Genomic DNA, 18,784 nt, shown 5'->3' with positions numbered 1-18,784 from the left:
CGGTCCGATCTGCAGGTGATCGCGCGTGGAACGTGCCGAGGCCCACTCGGCACGCGCTCCCCGTGCCGGATCGCCTGCACAGCGGACGTCACCCTGCACAGCGGACCGGTGACCATCGAATCGGCGCCACGCGGAATGACCGTGCCCCGCCGGAGGTTGCACGGGTGGGCTCCGACACGCCCGATGGAGGCTCCCCGTGCAGATCGTGGACTGGCTGTTCGACGCGCAGATCGTCATCGGCGACCAGACGGTGCTCTGGCGCGAGGTCATCGGCAACGTCTTCGGCCTGCTGAGCGCCCTCGGCGGCATGCGGCGCAAGGTCTGGGCGTGGCCCGTCGGCCTCGTCGGCAACGCGCTGCTCTTCACCGTCTTCATGGGAGCGCTGTTCGACACCCCGAACCCCGTGAACCTGCTCGGCCAGGCCGGCCGCCAGATCATGTTCATCATCGTCAGCATCTACGGCTGGTACCGCTGGACGCACCGCCCCAGCGACGCGACAACGCTGATCTCGCCGCGCTGGGCCTCCTGGCGCACGCGCGGGCTGCTGGTGCTCGGCATGATCGGCGGCACCGCGATCCTCACCCCGGTCTTCCGCGCGCTCGGCTCCTACGAGCCGGTCTGGAGCGACGCCTGGATCTTCGTCGGCTCGCTGCTGGCCACCTACGGCATGGCCAAGGGCTGGGTCGAGTTCTGGCTGATCTGGGTCGCCGTCGACATCGTCGGCGTCCCGCTGCTCTTCTCGGCCGGCTACTACGCCTCCGGCCTGATGTACGTCTTCTACGGCGCCTTCACCCTGCTCGGCTTCTTCGTCTGGATGAAGGAGGGGCGCCGCCCCTCGGCCGCCCCGGTCACCGTCGGCTGACCGCCGCGCCGCGCCGACCCGTCACGAACGGTCGCCCGACTCGCGCGGACACCGCCGTTCCTGACGGATCGATGGCGCCCGGCGTCGCGAATCCAAGACGGAGGGAGTTGGATCGACGGATGAGGACGACGATGACTCCCCCGACCGAGTTCGTGCTCGCCGCGCTGTGGGCGGCCCTCGCCGCCTGGGCGCCGCGATCGGCAGCACCCCCTTCCTGATCGGCGGCCTCGTCATGGCCGCCGCCTTCGCCGCGCTCGGCGTCGTCCTGCGCCGCCGGGCCCGCCGCTGACCGCGGAAGCACATGCTGGTCGAGTAGCCGCGGAACGCGGAAGCACATGCTGGTCGAGTAGCCGCGGAACGCGGAAGCACATGCTGGTCGAGTAGCCGCGGAACGCGGCGTATCGAGACCCGCCGTTCTCACCAGGGCGGGTCTGCAGACTCACCTGCTGACGGCGTCGGATCTCGATACGCCCGCTCCGCGGGCTGCTCGATCAGCATGCGGGGGCCCGCGACGCCGGCTGCTCGATCAGCATGCGGGCGCGAGCGCCGCGTCAGTGACCGCGCGCGATCCACGCCTCGCGGTCCGGCTTCTCCGTGCCGATGGTGGTCGTGGGGCCGTGCCCCGTGCGGACGACCGTGTCGTCCGGCAGGGTCAGCAGCCGGTCGGTGATCGAGTCGATGATCGTCGGGAAGGAGCTGTAGGAGCGGCCGGTCGCGCCGGGTCCGCCCTGGAACAGCGTGTCGCCGGTGAAGACGGTACCCAGCTCGGCCGCGACGAAGCAGACGGCGCCCGGCGTGTGACCGGGCGTGTGCCGCACCTCCAGCTCGGTGCCGCCGACGCTGATCCGCTGGCCGTCCTCGAGCGCGCCGCTCGGCGCGGAGTCGGGGTAGAACGCGTCCCAGAGCACGCGGTCGCCCTCGTGCAGCAGCACCGGCACGTCGACGGACTCCAGCAGTGCGGCGACCGCGTCGATGTGGTCGGTGTGCGCGTGCGTGAGCAGCACCGCGCGCAGCGTGCGGTCGCCGACGGCCGCGAGGATGGCCTCCGAGTCGTGCGCCGCGTCGATGACGACGCACTCGGAGTCGTCGCCGACGATCCAGACGTTGTTGTCCACGTCCCAGGTGCCGCCGTCGAGGGCGAAGGTGCCGCTGGTGACGAGGTGGTCGATGCGGGCGCCCATCAGAGCACCACCACTGAGCGGAGCACGTCGCCGCCGGCCATCGTGGTGAAGGCCTGCTCGATGTCGCGGATGCCGATCCGCTCGGTCACGAACTCGTCGAGCGGCAGGCGGCCCTGCAGATACAGGTCGGTGAGCATCGGGAAGTCGCGCTCGGGCAGGCAGTCGCCGTACCAGCTCGACTTCAGCGAGCCGCCGCGGCCGAAGACGTCCAGCAGCGGGATCTCGAGGGTCATCTCCGGAGTCGGCACGCCGACGAGCACGACGGTGCCGGCCAGGTCGCGGGCGTAGAACGCCTGGCGCCAGGTCTCGGGGCGGCCGACCGCGTCGATCACGACGTCCGCGCCGAAGCCGTCGGTCAGCGCCTGCACGGCGGCGACGACGCCGTCCTCGTCGAGTCCGCTGGAGTCGATCGCGTGGGTGGCGCCGAGCTCCTCGGCCTTGACGAGCTTCTTCGGGTCGCGGTCGATCGCGATGATCGTGCTCGCGCCGGCCAGCTTCGCGCCGACGACGGCCGCGGTGCCGACTCCGCCGCAGCCGATGACGGCCACGGAGTCGCCGCGGGTGACGTTGCCGGTGTTCATCGCGGCGCCGAGGCCCGCCATGATGCCGCAGCCGAGCAGGCCGACGGCGGCGGGGTCGGCGTCCGGGTCGACCTTCGTGCACTGCTTGGCGTGCACGAGCGTCTTCTCGGCGAAGGCGCCGATGCCCAGCGCGGGGCTGAGCTCGGTGCCGTCAGTGAGGGTCATCTTCTGCGTCGCGTTGAAGGTGTTGAAGCAGTACCAGGGCTCCGCGCGGACGCAGGCGCGGCACTCGCCGCAGACGGCCCGCCAGTTGAGCACGACGAAGTCGCCGACCGCGACGTGGGTGACGCCCTCGCCGATCGCGCTGACCCGCCCCGCGGCCTCGTGGCCGAGCAGGAACGGGAAGTCGTCGCTGATCCCGCCCTCGCGGTAGTGGTAGTCGGTGTGGCAGACACCGCAGGTCTCGATGTCGACGACGGCCTCGCCGGGTCCGGGGTCGGGGACGACGATGTCGACGAGCTCGACGGGAGCCCCCTTCGACCGGGCGATGACGCCGCTCACAGTGGTGGGCATGGGGGCTCCTTCGGCGGGGGCGGGTGGTGCGGGGAACCGTTCCACAGTACCGAGCGGCGCCTGCGCGGGGGCCGTCGGCGGGGCGCGGGCGGAGGTGCGGATCCGGCGCCGACGTCCCACCTCCAAAAGTTGTCGTAGTCGACCGCCCGGTACGACAACTCCTGCGCAGTGGATCTCACGGATATCATTAGTAATCGATGTAAGGGTTGACGAGGCTGCGCGGAGGGCTCAGGGTGACCCTGCGGGCGCTCACCGACGAGGGCCCGCGGAGAGGACCACCATGACTCGACGAGGAGTCACCACCCGCGCATCCCGCGCCCGCCGCAGCCCGCTGCGCCGCACCCTCCTGGCCGCCGCGCTCGGGGCCGCGCTGCTCGCACCGCTGGTCACGCCGTCGCCCGACGCGGCGCAGGCGTTCCCGGCGACGTCGAAGGCCGCCGTCCTGCAGTACCTGCAGTCGATCACCGGGACGAGCATCATCTCGGGCCAGCACAACAAGGAGCCGGCGAGCTCCCCCGCGCAGTACACGCAGCAGGTGAAGGACATCACCGGGCAGTACCCGGGGCTCTGGGGCGGCGACCTGTTCTTCACCGCCGCCGACGCCGCGAACCGCCAGCGCGTCGTCGACCAGGCGAAGACGGAGTGGGCCAACGGCTCGCTGGTCACCCTCGCCTGGCACGCGTGCCCGCCGACCGGGCCGAGCACCTGCGCGTTCGACGGCGGCGTGAAGAGCCGCATCACGGACGCGCAGTTCCAGCAGATCGTCACCGGCGGCACGGCGCTCAACACGACCTGGAAGCAGCGGATGAGCGAGGTCGTCCCGTATCTGCGGCAGCTGAAGGACGCGGGCGTGCCCGTGCTGTTCCGGCCGTTCCACGAGATGAACGAGACCTGGAACTGGTGGGGCGGCCGCTCCGGCGCGAACGGCGGCGCGAAGATCTACCAGCAGATGCGCGACTACTTCGACTCGCAGGGCCTGACCAACCTGATCTGGGTCTGGAACGTGCAGGACAACCCCGCGGGCGGCTGGGCGGGCTACTACCCGGGCGCGAACTACGTCGACGTCGTGTCGCTGGACGTCTGGTACAAAGGCTTCCCGAGCTCCGGCGACTACCAGCAGCTGCAGTCGATCGCCGGCTCCAAGCCGATCGCGATCGCCGAGATGGGGAAGGTGCCGGACGCGTCGCTGCTGCAGAGCCAGACGCGCTGGTCGTACTTCATGATCTGGTCGGAGCAGCTGCGCGGCAGCAACACGAACGCCGCCATCCAGAGCGCCTACTTCCACCCCCGCGTCCTCAACCAGGGCGAGCTGACGCTCCCCTGACCCTGCGGCTTCGGCGATCCGTCAGGAACGGCTGCCTCCCGCGCGAAGCGGGAGCCGTCCGTGACGGATCGCCGGGGCCGGGGCCGGGGCCGGGGCCGGGGCCGGGAGTAGGGTCCTGCGCATGAGTGCTGCGGACGAGAGCGGGCCGTTCTTCCACGGGACGAAGGCGGATCTGCGGGTCGGCGATCGGCTGGTGGCGGGGCGGCGCTCGAACTACCGGCCCGAGATCGTGATGAACCACGTGTACTTCACGGCGCTGCCGGACGGCGCGGGGCTCGCGGCCGAGCTCGCGCCCGGGGAGGCGGAGCCGCGGGTCTACGAGGTGGAGCCGACAGGGTCGTTCGAGGACGACCCGAACGTCACGGACAAGAAGTTCCCGGGGAATCCGACGCGCTCGTACCGCAGCGTCGAGCCGCTCCGCGTCGTCCGCGAGGTGCACGACTGGACGCGGCTGACTCCGGAGGCGCTGCAGGCCTGGCGCACGCGCCTCGCCGAGCTCCGCGACGACCCGCGCGCCGAGATCCTGAACTGAGCGGCCGGTGCTCCACGGTCGCCAGGGACCGCGGCGCGGGCCGACCGGTCGGTGCATTCATGCTGGTCGAGTAGCCGGCCGAAGGCCGACGTATCGAGACCCACCCCCGTCAGCAGGTGGGTCTGCAGACCCTGGTCCTGACGACGGTGGATCTCGATACGCCCGCTCCGCGTGCTACTCGATCAGCATGAGTGGCCCGCTCCACGGGCTACTCGATCAGCATGAGGGGCCCGCGGCGCGGGATCGGCAGTCAGCAAGCACCCCGGCGCGGGCCGACCGGTCGGGCGGGCGTTCATGCTGGTCGAGTAGCCGGCCGAAGGCCGGCGTATCGAGACCCACCCCGTCAGCAGGTGGGTCTGCAGGCGCTGGTCCTGACGCCCGTGGATCTCGATACGCCCGCTCCGCGGGCTACTCGATCAGCATGAGGGACCCGCGGTGCGGGCTGCTCGATCAGCATGGAAGGCCCCGCTGCGCGGGCTGCTCGGTCAGCAGGTCGGCGGCAGCTCCGCGGCTGCTCGATCAGCGGGGGCGCGGGCCGTCAGGACGCCGCCGTCATGCGGGCGTAGCGGCCGCCGGCGGCCAGCAGCTCCTCGTGGGTGCCCTGCTCGAGGACGCGGCCGGCGTCGAGGACGACGATGCGGTCGGCCGAGCGGACGGTGCTCAGGCGGTGCGCGACGATCAGGGTCGTCCGGCCGGCGCGCAGCCGCTCGAGGGCGCCGCGCACCTCGGCCTCGGCGCGCGGGTCGAGGGCGGCGGTCGCCTCGTCGAGGATCAGCAGCCGCGGGTCGCGGATCAGCGCGCGGGCGATGGCGAGCCGCTGGCGCTGGCCGCCGGAGAGCTGCGCGCCGCGCTCGCCGACCGTCGTGTCCCAGCCGTCGGGGAGCTCCAGAACGAAGCCGGCATTCGCCGCCCGCAGCGCCGCCTCGAGCCGGTCGTCGCCCGACTCCCCGGGGGCGGGCTCCGCGGCGCCGTAGAGGATGTTGTCGCGGATGCTCCCGCGGAACAGCACCGACTCCTGCGGCACCACCGAGACGAAGCGCCGCACCGTGCGCATGTCGAGGGTCGCGATGTCGCGGCCGTCGAGCAGGACCCGACCCGCCGAGGGGCGCAGGAAGCCCAGCGCGAGCCGGGTCAGCGTCGACTTCCCCGAACCGGAGGCGCCGACGAGCGCCACCGTCTCGCCGGCGGCGACGCGCAGGCTCACGTCCGACAGCACCGGCCGCTCGCCATAGGAGAAGGAGACGTCCTCGAAGGCGAGGCTCCCCTCCAGCGCGTCGACGACGGCGCGGCCCTCGTTCCACTCCACGTCCGGATCGGTGAGCACGCCGGCGATCGAGCGCTGCGAGGCGAGGCCGCGGGTGATCAGGGGCGCGGTCTGGAAGGCGCCGGTGATCGCCCCGGTCAGCAGGGCGAAGTACGAGCTGAGCAGCACCACCTCGCCGACGGTGATCGGGAGGGCGCCGGTCGCGCTCGCCCACGCCGCAGCGAAGAGCGAGCCCAGGGTGATCACCTGGTAGCTGCTCCAGGACAGCGCGCCGAAGCGCCCGTTCAGCCGGTCGAGCCGGGTGCCCGCCCGCTCGACCCGGTGCGCGGCCTCGACGACCCGCCGCACGGAGACCTGCTCCAGTCCGTGCGCGCGGGTGACCTCCTGGAGCGAGGACATCTCGCCGACGGCCGAGGACATGGTCTCGACGTCGAGGCGGAAGGTCTCGTTGCTCGCGGCGGTGCGCGAGCGCAGCCAGAGGATCAGCCCGGCGGCGAGCGGCAGGGTCAGCGCCAGCACGGGCAGGAACTGGGGCACCCGCACCGCCGTCGCGACGCCGGCGCCGACGAGGATCACCAGCGCGTTGAGCAGCGGGCCGAACGCCTGCTGCAGCATCAGCTCCAGGTTCTCCACGTCGCGCACGATCTTGGTCTGGACCACCGACGCGCTGCCGCGGGAGTGGTAGCCGAACGACAGCAGCTGCAGCCGCACCGCCAGCGCCTCGCGCAGCCGAGCGCCCATCGAGCGCACGGAGGAGGAGAACAGCCGCACGAAGACGCCGTTCGCGGCGATGTTGACGGCGATCGTCGCTGCGCCCGCGGCGGCGGGAGCGAGGAGCGCCTCGGGCGGGTCGCCGGCGACGAGGGCGTCGACGACGGCCGCGGTCACGAGCGGGAGGATCCACAGCGGGCTGTCCTTGACCGCGAACGCGAGCGCGGCGACGACCAGGCGGCCGCGCGAGGAGCGGAGGGCCGAGCGGAGCGGGTGCTCGGCGTCGATCGCCGGTGCGGCGGTCACCGGGAGCCGGGCCGGGAGTGCGTGCGCGGGGATCTCGAGACGCCGGCTGCGCCGGCTACTCGATCAGCATGGGGTGGGCGCTCGTCATCGGCATGGGGCGGGTGCTCGGCGGCAGCCGTCTCTGCGGGGGTGGATCTCGATACGCCGGCTGCGCCGGCTACTCGATCAGCATGGAGCTCGCTGGCGTGCGCTGCATGCTGGTCGAGTAGGCCGCCGGAGGCGGGCGTATCGAGACCCTCACCCCCGCCCGGCGCCGACCCGTCGAGACCCGCCCGCTCAGCGGAGCCGCCGAGCAGGCTCGGCAGGTGCACCAGGGCCGCCGCGCCGATCAGCGGGCCGGCGCCGCCGAGGCCGGAGGCGCGGATCGACAGGCCGCGGGCGTAGTCGAAGACCGCGCGCTCGCAGGCCGCCTGGCGCACCAGGTCGAGGTACGACGCCGTGACCGCGGAGAAGCCGCCGCCGACGGCGAAGTCGCGGACGTCGAGCAGCGTCGCCACGTCGGCGATCGCCGTGCCGACGGCCCCCGCCGAGCGCGCCACCGCGGCCAGCGCCACCGGGTCGCCGGCCGCGGCCGCCCGCGCCAGGTCCTCGCCGGTCGCACCGGCGAAGCCGCGGCGCCGCGCCCACGCGACGCTGCTCGGTCCGGAGGCGATGCTCTCCAGCGTGCCGTCGCTCCCCTCCTCCGGGTCCGCGTCGCCGACGTGGATCTGCCCGATGTGCCCGGCGTTCCCGGAGCGGCCCGCGACCGCGCGGCCGTCGAGCACGACGCCGCCGCCGACTCCCGTCGACACCACCAGGCTCACCGAGGACGCGGCGCCGCGGTTGGCGCCCACCCAGTGCTCGGCGAGCGCGATGCAGGTGCCGTCGAGCCGCAGGGCGACCGGCCGGCCGGGCAGCAGCCGCTCGACGACCGCGCGCAGGGCGAACCCGTGCAGCAGCGGCAGGTTCTTCGGCCGGATGCGCCCCTCGGCGAGGTCGAGCGGGCCGGCGGAGCCGATGCCCGCGCCGACGACCGAGCCCGCACCCGCAGCGGCGAGCGCCTCCACGACGCACCCCTCCACGGCCGCGCCGAACTCCGCCGGGGTCAGCGCAGGCCCGGTCGGCCGCCGGCTGCGCGAGCCCGGCACGAGCACTCCGTCGGCGCACACGAGCGCCGCCTCGATCTTGGTGCCGCCGACGTCGACGGCGAGCGCGAGCTGCGGGGTCATCTCTTCCTCCGGAAGGGTGTGGGCGATGCGGGTCGTGGCCGGCGCGGGTCGCGAACGGCGCGGAGGAGCCGACCGGGAGGCCTGCGCCGGTCCCGGTCGGCTCCGTCGATCGCCGCGGAGAGCGCCGCGGAGAGCGGCGCGTCAGCCCCAGTCGGCGACGAGCTGGTTGGCGGTGCGCAGCACGCTCGGCGAGACGAGCGCGGCAGGATCGAGCCCGGCCCCGCTCACCCGGAACGTCACCGACTCCCTCGGCAGCAGCGTGATCAGCTGGTCGTCGACGACCGCGGCCGGGTCGACCTTGTCGACGAGCAGCGTCAGGTCGCGCACGAGGTTCTCCGCGGTGACCGTCACCTCCGCCCCGCCGTCGACGGCGCGTACGGAGGTCGTCAGCCGCGCCGCCTCGAGCGCCGACTCCCGGTACTCCGCGAAGAACCAGAACGCGCGCTCGCCCGCGAGCTCGGCGACGAGCAGCTCGGCAGCGACGTCGTCCGCGGCACCCACTCCGACCGGCACGGTGACAACCGACCGCGCGTCCAGCGACACCGCCTGCCGCTCCGCCGCGAGCACCGTGCCGTCGAAGCGCACCCGGCGCACGACCACCTCGCCCGCCCACTCCTGAGCACTGTCGTTCACCGCGACGACCGCGAGCCCCTCGGCGCGCGGCTGCACGGTCAGCAGCCGGTCCGCGTAGACGTGCTTGAGCGCGTAGAGCAGCGGCTTCGCCGTCCCGTCGCCGTCGACCGCCGCCCACGAGGTGACGGGCCAGCAGTCGTTCAGCTGCCAGACCACCGAGCCCATGCAGCGCGGGCTCTCGGAGCGCTGGTGCTCGATCGCCAGCGTGACGGCGAGCGCCTGGTTGAGCGACATCGCCCAGTGCCAGTCCTCGGTGTCGTCGGGCAGCGGGAGGTGCGCGACCAGTCCGTCGGTCAGCTTGTCGTTGCCGTCGGTCGCCTTCTGGTGGTGGATCATCCCGGGCGACTCGGGGGTCAGCGGCGAGTCCGAGATCGAGCGCTGGATCGTCGACCAGGAGGCCGGGCCCTGCCAGCCGAACTCGGCGACGAAGCGGGCGTGCACGTCGCGGTAGGCGGGGTAGTCGACCCGGTTCCACAGCTCCCACAGGTGCACGGAGCCGTGGTCGACGTCGTTCGCGAAGATCGCGGTGTCGCCGGACCAGGGACTGCCCGGCGTGTAGGAGCGCTCGGGGTCGAGCTCGGCGACCAGGCGCGGCAGCAGGTCGAGGTAGTAGCCCAGGCCCCAGGTGCGGCCCTGCAGGCGCTTCTCCCAGCCCCACTCCTCGTAGCCCCAGATGTTCTCGTTGTTGCCGTTCCAGAGCGCGAGGCTCGGGTGCGGCATGATCCGCGTCACGTTGTCGCGGACCTCCGCCTCGACCTCGCTCCAGAGCGGCTCCTCCTCGGCGTAGGAGGCGCAGGCGAAGAGGAAGTCCTGCCAGACGAGGATGCCGCGCTCGTCGCAGAGCTCGTAGAAGTCGTCCGACTCGAAGTAGCCGCCGCCCCAGATCCGCAGCAGGTTCATGTTCGCGAACTCGGCCTGGTCCATCCGGTGGGCGAGGCGGGCGCGGTCGACGCGGGTGATGAAGGCGTCGTCGGGGATCCAGTTGGCGCCGCGGATCCAGACCGGCTCGCCGTTGACGACGAAGCGGAACGAGGTGCCCTCCTCGTCGCGGTCCAGCTGCACCTCGATCGTGCGGAAGCCGATCCGCAGCGTCCGGCCGTCGACGACGGCGCCGCCGACGCTCGCCTCGACGTCGAGCAGCGACAGCGGCTGCTCACCGAAGCCGCGCGGCCACCACAGGGCCGCATCCTCCACGGAGAGCTCGAGCACCGCCGAGCGCTCGCCGGCCGGCACGGTGACGGAGGCGGTCACGCCGTCGACGCTCGCCGTCAGCTCCACCTCGTCCTCCGTCGTCCGCTCCAGGTCGACGTGCACGGCGACGCGGCCGGTCGTCCCGTCCACCGTCACGACCGGGCGGACCGCGGCGAGCCGCACCTCGCTCCAGGCGTGCAGCGAGACCGGCTTCCACAGCCCGACCGAGGCCGCGTCGAGGCCCCAGTCCCAGCCGAAGTTGCAGGCCGCCTTCCGCAGCGCGTTGAAGGGGTGCGAGTAGGTGTGCGGGCGGTAGCCGATCTCGAGGCTGGCCCGGTCGGCCTCCGCGACCGGCGAGGCGAAGCGGACGACGAGCGCGTTGTCGCCCTCCACCAGCAGCCCGTCGACAGCGAAGCGGTATGTGCGGTGCTGGTTGCGGGTGCTCGCGACGACGGTCCCGTTCAATGTGATCGTCGCGACCGTGTCCAGGCCCTCGAAGACCAGCTCGTGCCGGTCGTGCCCGTCGGGCGACCAGGCGAAGACCGACGCGTACTCCCAGTCGGTCTCGCCGATCCAGGTGACCTTCTTCTCGTTCTGGTCGAGATACGGGTCGGGGATGAGGCCGGCGGCGAGGAGGTCGGTGTGCACGAGTCCGGGGACGGTCGCCGGGACCGTCGCGCCCGCGATCTCCGCGGGGATCGGGCCGCGGAGCGCGCGCACGCTCCAGCCGTCGTGCAGGGGGCGGAGGGTGGCCGAGAGTCGCTCGGTGCTGAGGTGGGTCACTTGGTGGCTCCTGAGGTCAGTCCGTTGTAGATGAAGCGCTGGAGGAAGAGGAAGGCGATGAGCGTCGGGACGATGACGAGGATCGTGCCGGCGGCGATGACCTCCCACTGTGCTCCGAAGGGGCCCATGAAGCGGAAGAGCGAGGTCGAGATGACCCCGAGATCCTGCGAGGGCATGTAGAGGAAGGGGATGTAGAACTCGTTGTAGACCGCGATCCCCTTGATGATCACGACCGTGGCGATCGCCGGCTTCAGCAGCGGCAGCACGATCCGCCAGTAGACGGTGAAGCGGCTGGCGCCGTCGAGCATCGCCGCCTCGTCGAGCGAGACCGGGATCGACTGCATGAACTGCAGGAAGATGTAGATCGCGACGATGTCGGTGCCGGTGAAGAGCAGGATCGCCGACCAGCGGGTGTTGAAGAGGTCGAGGGCGTTGATCACCTGGAAGGTCGCCACCTGGGTCGTCACCGACGGCACGAGGGTCGCCAGGAGGAACAGCCCCGTCACGAGCCGGCGCCCGCGGAAGCGGAAGCGGTCGATCGCGTAGGCGGCCATGGTGCCGATCAGGATCGTGCCCGCCACCGACACCAGCAGGATGATGCCGGTGTTGAGGAACCCGGTCACCATCCCGCCCTGGCTGAAGGCGATCGCGAAGTTCTCGAAGTTGAACCAGTTGCTCGGCGGGACGAGCGGACCGGTGCTGCGGTACTCCGTCGACGTCTTGAAGGCGAGCATGAAGATCGTCACGATCGGCACCAGCGCGAACAGGCAGGCGACGATCAGCGAGGTGTACTTGCCTATCGCGCCGAGCGTCGAGCCGCGGCGGGGCCGGCGGGAGCCTCGCGGGGCGGGAGTCACGGGCAGGCCGGTGACGGCCTCCGTGCGGGGCTGCGTGGTGGTCATTCCTGGCCCGCCTTCTCGTCGGGGAACACGCGGCGCTGCACCGCGGTGATGATCAGCACGATCGCGAGCAGGACGACGGCCATCGCCGAGGCGAGGCCGACCTTCGAGTAGCGGAACGCGGTGTCGACGGTCTGGATCACGAAGGTCTCCGACCCGTTGGCGCCGCCGGTCATGATGTACGGCATCTCGAACGCCGACAGGGCGCCCGCGATCGCGAGGATGAAGGACAGCCCGAGGATCCGGCGGATGCTGGGCACGATGATGTAGCGGAACTTGTCGAACGACGTGGCGCCGTCGATGTCCGCGGCCTCGTACTGCTCCTCCGGCACCGACTGGATCGCGCCGAGGAACAGCACGAAGTTCAGCCCCATGTAGCGCCAGACCGAGGTCGCCGCGAGCGAGACGTTGACGACCGACGGGTCGCCGAGCCACTGCGGGGTGTCCTGCACGCCGAAGGCGCCGAGCACCGCGTCGAGGGTGCCGTCGGGGCGGAAGAAGTAGAGGAACATCAGCCCGATCGCGACCCCGTTGATCAGGTACGGGAAGAAGATGACGCCCTTGAAGAAGTTGCGGAACCGGGTCTGGAAGCTCAGCAGCGTCGCGAAGAACAGCGCGAGCCCGAGCTGCGCGACCGCGCCGGCCAGGTAGAAGAGGCTGACGAAGAAGACCTGGAAGATCTCGGGCCGGGTGAAGATCTCGACGTAGTTCTCGAGGCCGACGAACGTCTTGTCCGGGTCGAGGCCGTCCCAGTCGGTGACGCTGTACCAGAACATGTTCGCGACCGGGATGTAGGTCAGGACGACGAGGAACGCCAGCGGCACGGCGAGGAACAGCCAGGGCGTGCTGCGGCGCCCGGTCAGCCGCTGGCGGCGGCCGGAGGGCCTGTCGCCGCGACGGCCGCCGCCGGCCCGCTTGCTCGCTCCGACCTCGAGGGGCGGAGCGTCGGTGATCGCCATGTCGATCCTTTCGGCATCCCGGGGAATGCGGTCGTGAGGGGGTGGGGAGGGGGGCGACCCGCGAGTGGCGGGTCGCCCCCGAGGGGCGGCTGCTACTCCGCGACGTCCGCGCGGGCCGCGGCCCAGCGCGAGTTGAGGTCGTCGAAGAGCGACTGCTTGTCGCCGTCGCCGGCGCCGCGGGCCGCGTCGATCAGCTTCTGGCGGTAGGAGTTGCCGAAGAGGTCGATCTCGGCCTCGTTGGCGATGTCGTTGATGACGGCCTCCTTGCCGACCGGGTCCGGAGCGAGCTCGAGGTAGGTCACGCCGAGCGCGTCGAAGTCGGCGAGGGTGTCGGGCGCCGGGTCCGAGATCACCGGGCTGATCGCGCCCTGGCTGGCGGCGAAGCCGGAGTCCTCGGTGAACCAGTCGATCCAGGCCCGGGCGGTCGCCTTGTTGTCGGAGTTCTTGTTGATCGCGAGGAACTTGTCCGAGGCGGTCACCGAGGTGAACGCGCCGTCCTGCGCCCACGGCATCGGCCAGAAGCCGATGGTGTCGCGCGGCTTGCCGGCCTTCTCGGCGGCGTCCTGCATCTGCGAGACGGCCCAGGAGCCGAGGACCATCGAGCCGATCTCGCCCTGGGCGAGGAGGTCCTTCGACTCCTCCCAGTTCGTGGTGGTCGGGTCGTCCTCGCTGAGGCCGGCGGCGACCGTGTCGTAGAGCAGACCGTCGATGTTGTACTGGTCGTTGCCCTCGGTCCAGGGCGCGTCGTCGGCGATCATCTCGGTGCGGACGTCCTCGCCCTGCACCGTGCCGAGGTTGCCCTCGATGGTCGCGAGCGGCCAGCCGTCCTTGTAGTTCGTGTAATAGGGAGTGACGCCGGTCGCCTTGATCGCCTCGAGGTCGGCCAGGTACTCCTCCTCCGTCTGCGGCGGGTCGGTGACACCGGCCGCGGTCCAGACGTCGCGGTTGAAGACGTAGCCCATCGCGGAGCCGAAGGTCGAGATGCCGTAGGCGGTGCCGTCGAACGAGCCCTCGTTCGTGAAGCGGTACTTCTCGGAGAGCTCGTCGGTCGAGCCGAGCGGCTCGAAGTAGTTCGCGTAGTCGTCCTTCGTGACGTTCGAGCTCGGGATGAGCAGCACGTCGCCGTAGTCCTTCGAGTTCAGGCGGATCTTGGTGTCGCCCTCGTAGTCGGTGAGCGCCTCGAACTTCACAGTGGTGCCGGGGTACTGCTTCTCGAAGGTGGAGGCGTAGTCGGCGAACGTGGTGTCCACCAGGTCGGTGCGGTTGGTCAGCACGGTGATCTCGCCGGCGGGCTCGCCGGAGTCGTTGCTCGCGCCGGCGGAGCAGCCGGACAGCACGAGCGAGGCCGAGGCGGCGACGGCGGCGAGGCCGATCAGCGTGCTGCGGCGGGCGGGCGTCGGGCGGCGGGTGGTGGGTCGGTGCACTGGGTCTCTCCTCGGTGGGCCGTCGCCGCCTTCGGCGACGGGAGGTGGTGAGTGGTGAAGGGAACGGATGGAGGGTGCGGGGGGTGCTGCGGCTCGCGGCTAGTGGCGGCCGAGCCACCACTGCCAGAGGTTCGGCAGGTACTTCTTCACCAGCGACTCGAGCCACGAGGGCACGGAGGGCGCGGGGGTCGGAGTGGGCGACGGGGTCGCTATGGGCGGGGTGGTGGGCGTGGCCGTGGGAGTCGCGGTGGGCGTCGCGGTCGGGGTCGCGGTCGGGGTCGCGGTGGGCGTGGCCGTCGGCGTCGCGGTCGGCGTCGGCGTCGCGGTGGGCGGAGCGGTCGGAGTGGGCGTCGGCGTCGGCGTGCTCGCCTCCGCCACCACGGTCTCGACGTCGTCGAGCACCAGCGAGCCCGCGCCCGAGCCGTTCACGTACAGCGCGTACTGCGTGACCGAGGTGAGGTCGAGGTCGGCCTGCGGCGCCCAGGCGGGCGGCGCGAAGTCCTCGAACGGGATCTCGATCCGCTGCGCGCCGTCGGCGGACGGGGTGACGGTCGCCTCCCAGTACGCGCCGTTCGCGACGAACTGCACCGCGAGCGGCACCGCCCGGTCGGCGTCGACCGTGAGTGACAGGCCGGAGTAGCCCCACCAGTTCTGCGCGGCGTCGAAGGTCCGCACCGTGCCGGCGTAACCGGCCGTGCCGGTGTCGTAGTCGAAGCGAGCGGCGCTCGTGTCGTTCGCGGGGCTCGGCACCAGCGTCGGCGTGATGGTGCCGCCGCCGGTGTTCCGGACGTAGGCGGCCTGCAGCGCGGCGTCGTCGGCGTAGCCGTCGAAGTCCTCGACCACGACCGGCTCGGTCGGCAGCGCCGCCGTGCTGAAGGTGCGCGTCGCCGACGCCGTGGCGCCGAGCCCGTTCACCGCGGAGACCTGCCAGTAGTACGGCGTCTCCGGGTCGAGCTCGACCGGGGGCCGGTAGCTCGTGGCCGAGAGCCCGGTGGCGGAGACCAGCGGGTCCGCGAGGTCGCTCGAGCCGGAGAGGACGAAGCGGTAGTACGCGGCGTCCGCGGCCGGCTCCCACGAGAAGGTCGGCGTCGCGGTGACGTCCGCCGTGCCGTCCGCGGGCGCCCCGAGCGCGGAGGCCGCGGGCAGGCCGAACGGCGCCGCGTTCGGGGAGGAGAGGCTCACCGATCCGATCTGCGGCGTCCAGACCTCGCCCGCGCCCTGCGGCCAGGAGATCCGGAGCCGGTTCACGCCGGTCAGGTCGCGGACCGAGTACGTGTACTCGCGCCAGTTCCCGGTGCCGCCGCGCGTCTCGACGGCGAGCGGCGTCCAGCTGGTGCCGTCCGCCGATCCCTCGACCGCGAGCGGGACGACCGGCTGGTCGGGCCAGTACCAGGCGGTGATGTCGGCGCCGCTGATGTCGTCGAAGGCGTACTCGAGGCTCGCCGGGTCGGCGCTGTCGCGCTTGATGCGGGAGGCGTCGCCGCCGAAGAGCGCGGGATTGCCGGTGTCGAAGGAGAGGCTGCCGGTGTGGGCCGCCGTCCGGGAGAAGTCGTCCAGCGGGTCGACGAGCGCGACCTGCGCGGCGGCGCTCGTGATCGTCGCCCGCTGCAGCACGCCGGTGCTCCAGCTCACCCGCACTCGGTCGCCGGAGAGGCCGGTCGCGGCGACGACGCTCGCGCCGTCGCGCTCGGTGGCCGTGGTGGCGGCGTCGGTCCAGGTCCGCCCGTCGCTGCTCGTCGCCACGGTGATCGCGGACGGGTCCGAGACGACGAACTCCGCCGCGCCGATCCCGTCGCGCTGCCAGGTGACGCTCGCGTCGCCGGTCGCGCTGACGACGCCGCCCGCGGGGGTCGGGGCGATCTCCGCGTTCTCGTGGCCGGCGGTCAGCAGCCAGCTCTGCAGCGGGTCGACCAGCACGGCACCGCCGGCGGCGGCGGCGACCGCGTCGGAGGCGGGACCGCGCTGGTCGTCGTCGCCCACCGGGACGACGCGGTAGCGCGCGGCGGCCGGAGAGTCGTAGTCCGTGACGGGCGAGGCCGAGGCGGAGACGGCTCCGTCCGTCACGTCGCTCCACTCGCCGCCGGTCGAGCGCTGCACCAGGTAGCCGGTGGCGCCCGCGGTGCCGCGCCAGGAGATCTCGTTGATCCCGTAGTCCTGCTCGATCGCGGTGATCAGCGGGGCGCCGAGCTCGAGCTCGCCGGGCGTGCTGCCCGTGGCGGTGCCGTACTGCTCGATCGCGTCGACGCTCTCCTGCTCGCGCGGGGTCTCGCCGGGGTAGTGCAGGGTGAAGCCGTCGTCGTGCGGCACGAAGCCGCCGCGGTCGTTGTTGCCGAACAGCGACCAGAAGAAGGTGCCCGAGACGTTCGGGTCGGCCGCGGCCGCGCCGAGGAGGTCCTCGCTCGCGGCCGTCGAGGCGTACTCGCCCGCGATGTAGACCTTGTCCGCGCCGGCGACCGTCGCGGCGTCGGCCGAGACCCGCTCGGCGGTCGGCGGGTAGTAGTGCACGTCGACGATGTCGAGGTCGGGCGCCGCGAGCGTGTCCGGGTCGATGTCGAAGCGGCGGCCGGCGGCGACGAGCTGCTCCGGGGCCTGCTCCTTGATGTGGGCGACCTGCGCGTTGATCCAGTCGAGGGTCATCCCCTCGAGCTCGTTGCCCAGCTCCCAGGCCATGATCGTCGGGTCGTCGACGAAGCGCGTCCCGGTGATCGTGTTGGTGTGGCCGAGGATCACGTCGACGTAGTCCTGGTACGCGGCGATCGCGGCCGGGTCGGAGTAGAAGTCGTCCGACTCCAGCCCGAGCGGGGTCGTGAAGTCGCGGTGACCGCCGTGGTAGTACGCCCACTCGTCGGTGAGGGGCAGCACCAGGCGGATGCCGAGGGTGCCCGCGTAGGCGACGGCGAAGTCGATGGTGCGGAACGCCTCCTCGTTGTACTTGCCGAGGCGCGGCATCAGGGCCAGCGGGTCCTCGTCGTTCTGCCCGGTCGAGGTCATCATGTGCGAGCGGACGACGGTGACGCCCATCTGCGCGGCGGTGTCGAGGGCGTCCTTGATCCGGAAGTAGGTGGGGTAGTCGACGCCGCCGACGTTCTCGTCGAGGCCGAGCCAGTAGATGTTGGTGCCGCTCGCGCGGAACCGCTCGCCGTCGAGGGTCAGGGCGCTGCCGTCGCGCTGCACGAAGGCGGTGTTCTCGCTCGTCCAGTCGACGGCGGTCGCCGCTGCCGAGGCGGTCGGCGCCGAGGCCGGCGCGAGGACGACCAGCGAGCCGGCCGTGACGGCCAGCAGCGCGGCTCCGGCGAGGGAGCGGCGCAGGGGGACCCGCGAGAACGCGGAGGGGGTGCGGTGGGCACGTGTCATGGGTTAGCCAGGCTCCTTCGACCGGTGACGTGTCTCGGCGCCGCAGCTGATCGGGAGTCGATCACCGCGGCGACGTGCCCAGAGTCGCTGATGCTCCTGCCCCGCGTCAAGTACAAAGATTAATAATTTATGTAAAGATCGGGCATGGCGAAACAGCGTCGACGCGACCGTCCCGGGGGCTCAGGCTCCGCGGGGCCCGGGCTGCGCGGGTGCGCTCGTCGTGCCGCGCGCCACCACCACGACCGGCGGGCTGGCGATCGATCCGCTCGCCGACTCGGCGATCTCGCTCAGCAGCTCCTGGCCGGTCAGCATGCCGATCACCTGCACGTCGTGCGAGACCGCCGAGAGCGGCGGCTCGCTCAGCTGGCACTGCGCGGAGTCGTCCCAGGCCAGCAGCGACATCGCCCCCGGCACGTCGAGCCCGAGCTCCCGCGCCGCGTCGAGCGCGCCGATCGCCATCAGGTCGCTGTCCAGGATCACCGCGGTCGCCCGCTCCGGCTCCTCCGTCAGCGAGCGCAGCGCCCGCCCGCCGGACTCGCGCGAGTAGTCGCCCGAGCGCTCGACCGCCTCGATCCCCCGGTCGGCGCACTCCTTGAGGAAGCACTCGCGCCGGATCTGGGTGTGCAGCAGCTCCTCCGGACCGCCGACGTGCGCGATCCGCTCGTGGCCGAGGTCGGCGAGGAACTGCACGGCGTCGCGCATCGCGTCGTCGTCGTTCGTCCAGACCGCGCGCAGCTCGCGCGCCGCGGAGGGCGGGCCGACGATCACCGCGGGCAGCCCGAGCTCGCGCACCAGCGCCGGCCGCGGGTCGTCCACCTCCAGGTCGACGAGCACGACGCCGTCGACCTCGCCGTCGCGGGCCCAGCGCCGGTAGGTCTCGATCTCCGCGTCGCGGTCGGGCAGCACGTTCAGCAGCACCGAGTGCCCGGCCGGGCGGACCGCGTGCTCCACCCCCGCGATGAACTCGTGGAAGTACGGCTCGGCGCCCATGATCTCGGTGGCGCGGACGAGGGCGAGCCCGAGGGGCCGCGGCGGTCTCGGATCGGTCATGGCGGCTCT

General features: G+C 72.1%; 14 protein-coding genes. 4 read left to right on the top strand and 10 right to left on the bottom strand.

Annotated elements, in window-relative coordinates:
* Nucleotides 1–196: 196 nt before the first annotated feature.
* Nucleotides 197–862, top strand: a complete 666-nt coding sequence (gene pnuC, locus MT355_RS10415; RefSeq protein WP_243599458.1) for a nicotinamide riboside transporter PnuC — start codon at nt 197–199, stop codon at nt 860–862.
* A 166-nt stretch (nt 863–1,028) separates the two neighbouring features.
* Entirely contained in the window at nt 1,029–1,151 is a 123-nt protein-coding gene (locus MT355_RS21265) for a hypothetical protein (protein WP_279392294.1), read from the top strand.
* 262 nt (nt 1,152–1,413) lie between these two features.
* Here the strand turns inward: MT355_RS21265 and MT355_RS10410 are convergent, their stop codons facing one another.
* On the bottom strand, nt 1,414–2,043 hold the full coding sequence (locus MT355_RS10410) for an MBL fold metallo-hydrolase (protein ID WP_243599457.1): 630 nt from the start codon (nt 2,041–2,043) through the stop codon (nt 1,414–1,416).
* Nucleotides 2,043–3,137 (bottom strand): S-(hydroxymethyl)mycothiol dehydrogenase, encoded by a 1,095-nt coding sequence (locus MT355_RS10405; protein WP_243599456.1) that lies wholly within the window; start codon nt 3,135–3,137, stop codon nt 2,043–2,045. Before MT355_RS10405 ends, MT355_RS10410 begins: the two co-directional genes overlap by 1 nt.
* A 280-nt stretch (nt 3,138–3,417) precedes the next feature.
* Between MT355_RS10405 and MT355_RS10400 the strand changes: the two genes are divergently transcribed.
* Together MT355_RS10400 and arr are read left to right on the top strand one after the other, a co-directional pair.
* On the top strand, nt 3,418–4,461 hold the full coding sequence (locus MT355_RS10400) for a glycoside hydrolase family 26 protein (protein WP_243599455.1): 1,044 nt from the start codon (nt 3,418–3,420) through the stop codon (nt 4,459–4,461).
* 121 nt (nt 4,462–4,582) lie between these two features.
* Nucleotides 4,583–4,993 carry an NAD(+)--rifampin ADP-ribosyltransferase gene (gene arr / locus MT355_RS10395; RefSeq protein ID WP_243599454.1) on the top strand — a complete coding sequence of 137 codons (411 nt, stop codon included), beginning with the start codon at nt 4,583–4,585 and terminating at the stop codon, nt 4,991–4,993.
* A 538-nt stretch (nt 4,994–5,531) separates the two neighbouring features.
* Here arr and MT355_RS10390 read toward each other — a convergent pair.
* The 8 genes from MT355_RS10390 to MT355_RS10355 all read right to left on the bottom strand — a co-directional run bounded on the left by MT355_RS10390 (nt 5,532) and on the right by MT355_RS10355 (nt 18,775).
* The gene (locus tag MT355_RS10390; RefSeq protein WP_243599453.1) at nt 5,532–7,274 is read right to left on the bottom strand and encodes an ABC transporter ATP-binding protein; all 1,743 of its coding nucleotides are present in this window, start codon (nt 7,272–7,274) and stop codon (nt 5,532–5,534) included.
* A complete protein-coding gene (locus MT355_RS10385) occupies nt 7,271–8,482 on the bottom strand; it encodes an ROK family protein (RefSeq protein ID WP_243599452.1) in 1,212 nt (403 codons plus the stop codon). Before MT355_RS10385 ends, MT355_RS10390 begins: the two co-directional genes overlap by 4 nt.
* Nucleotides 8,483–8,623: 141 nt before the next feature.
* On the bottom strand, nt 8,624–11,089 hold the full coding sequence (locus MT355_RS10380; protein ID WP_243599451.1) for a glycoside hydrolase family 2 protein: 2,466 nt from the start codon (nt 11,087–11,089) through the stop codon (nt 8,624–8,626).
* Nucleotides 11,086–11,991 carry a carbohydrate ABC transporter permease gene (locus tag MT355_RS10375; RefSeq protein ID WP_243599450.1) on the bottom strand — a complete coding sequence of 302 codons (906 nt, stop codon included), beginning with the start codon at nt 11,989–11,991 and terminating at the stop codon, nt 11,086–11,088. Before MT355_RS10375 ends, MT355_RS10380 begins: the two co-directional genes overlap by 4 nt.
* Nucleotides 11,988–12,947, bottom strand: coding sequence for a carbohydrate ABC transporter permease (locus MT355_RS10370; RefSeq protein ID WP_123731482.1), 960 nt, complete (start codon nt 12,945–12,947; stop codon nt 11,988–11,990). Before MT355_RS10370 ends, MT355_RS10375 begins: the two co-directional genes overlap by 4 nt.
* 92 nt (nt 12,948–13,039) lie before the next feature.
* Nucleotides 13,040–14,371, bottom strand: coding sequence for an ABC transporter substrate-binding protein (locus MT355_RS10365; RefSeq protein ID WP_243599449.1), 1,332 nt, complete (start codon nt 14,369–14,371; stop codon nt 13,040–13,042).
* Between the two features lie 99 nt (nt 14,372–14,470).
* Nucleotides 14,471–17,725, bottom strand: coding sequence for a carbohydrate binding domain-containing protein (locus MT355_RS10360; RefSeq protein ID WP_243599448.1), 3,255 nt, complete (start codon nt 17,723–17,725; stop codon nt 14,471–14,473).
* A 180-nt stretch (nt 17,726–17,905) separates the two neighbouring features.
* A complete protein-coding gene (locus tag MT355_RS10355) occupies nt 17,906–18,775 on the bottom strand; it encodes a LacI family DNA-binding transcriptional regulator (RefSeq protein ID WP_243599447.1) in 870 nt (289 codons plus the stop codon).
* Nucleotides 18,776–18,784: the final 9 nt, after the last annotated feature.

Source organism: Rathayibacter sp. VKM Ac-2929 (genome assembly GCF_022815495.1).
In the GTDB taxonomy this organism is placed as follows: Bacteria; Actinomycetota; Actinomycetes; order Actinomycetales; family Microbacteriaceae; genus Rathayibacter; species Rathayibacter festucae.
This window is presented reverse-complemented; position numbering and strand designations above follow the sequence as displayed.

Excerpts from the sequence above, each read along its gene's own strand:
- MT355_RS10355 (WP_243599447.1), bottom strand. The coding sequence starts at position 18,775 with ATGACCGATCCGAGACCGCCGCGGCCCCTCGGGCTCGCCCTCGTCCGC.
- MT355_RS10385 (WP_243599452.1), bottom strand. The coding sequence starts at position 8,482 with ATGACCCCGCAGCTCGCGCTCGCCGTCGACGTCGGCGGCACCAAGATC.
- MT355_RS10410 (WP_243599457.1), bottom strand. The coding sequence starts at position 2,043 with ATGGGCGCCCGCATCGACCACCTCGTCACCAGCGGCACCTTCGCCCTC.
- MT355_RS10400 (WP_243599455.1), top strand. The coding sequence starts at position 3,418 with ATGACTCGACGAGGAGTCACCACCCGCGCATCCCGCGCCCGCCGCAGC.
- MT355_RS10405 (WP_243599456.1), bottom strand. The coding sequence starts at position 3,137 with ATGCCCACCACTGTGAGCGGCGTCATCGCCCGGTCGAAGGGGGCTCCC.
- arr (WP_243599454.1), top strand. The coding sequence starts at position 4,583 with ATGAGTGCTGCGGACGAGAGCGGGCCGTTCTTCCACGGGACGAAGGCG.
- MT355_RS10370 (WP_123731482.1), bottom strand. The coding sequence starts at position 12,947 with ATGGCGATCACCGACGCTCCGCCCCTCGAGGTCGGAGCGAGCAAGCGG.
- MT355_RS10375 (WP_243599450.1), bottom strand. The coding sequence starts at position 11,991 with ATGACCACCACGCAGCCCCGCACGGAGGCCGTCACCGGCCTGCCCGTG.
- MT355_RS10360 (WP_243599448.1), bottom strand. The coding sequence starts at position 17,725 with ATGACACGTGCCCACCGCACCCCCTCCGCGTTCTCGCGGGTCCCCCTG.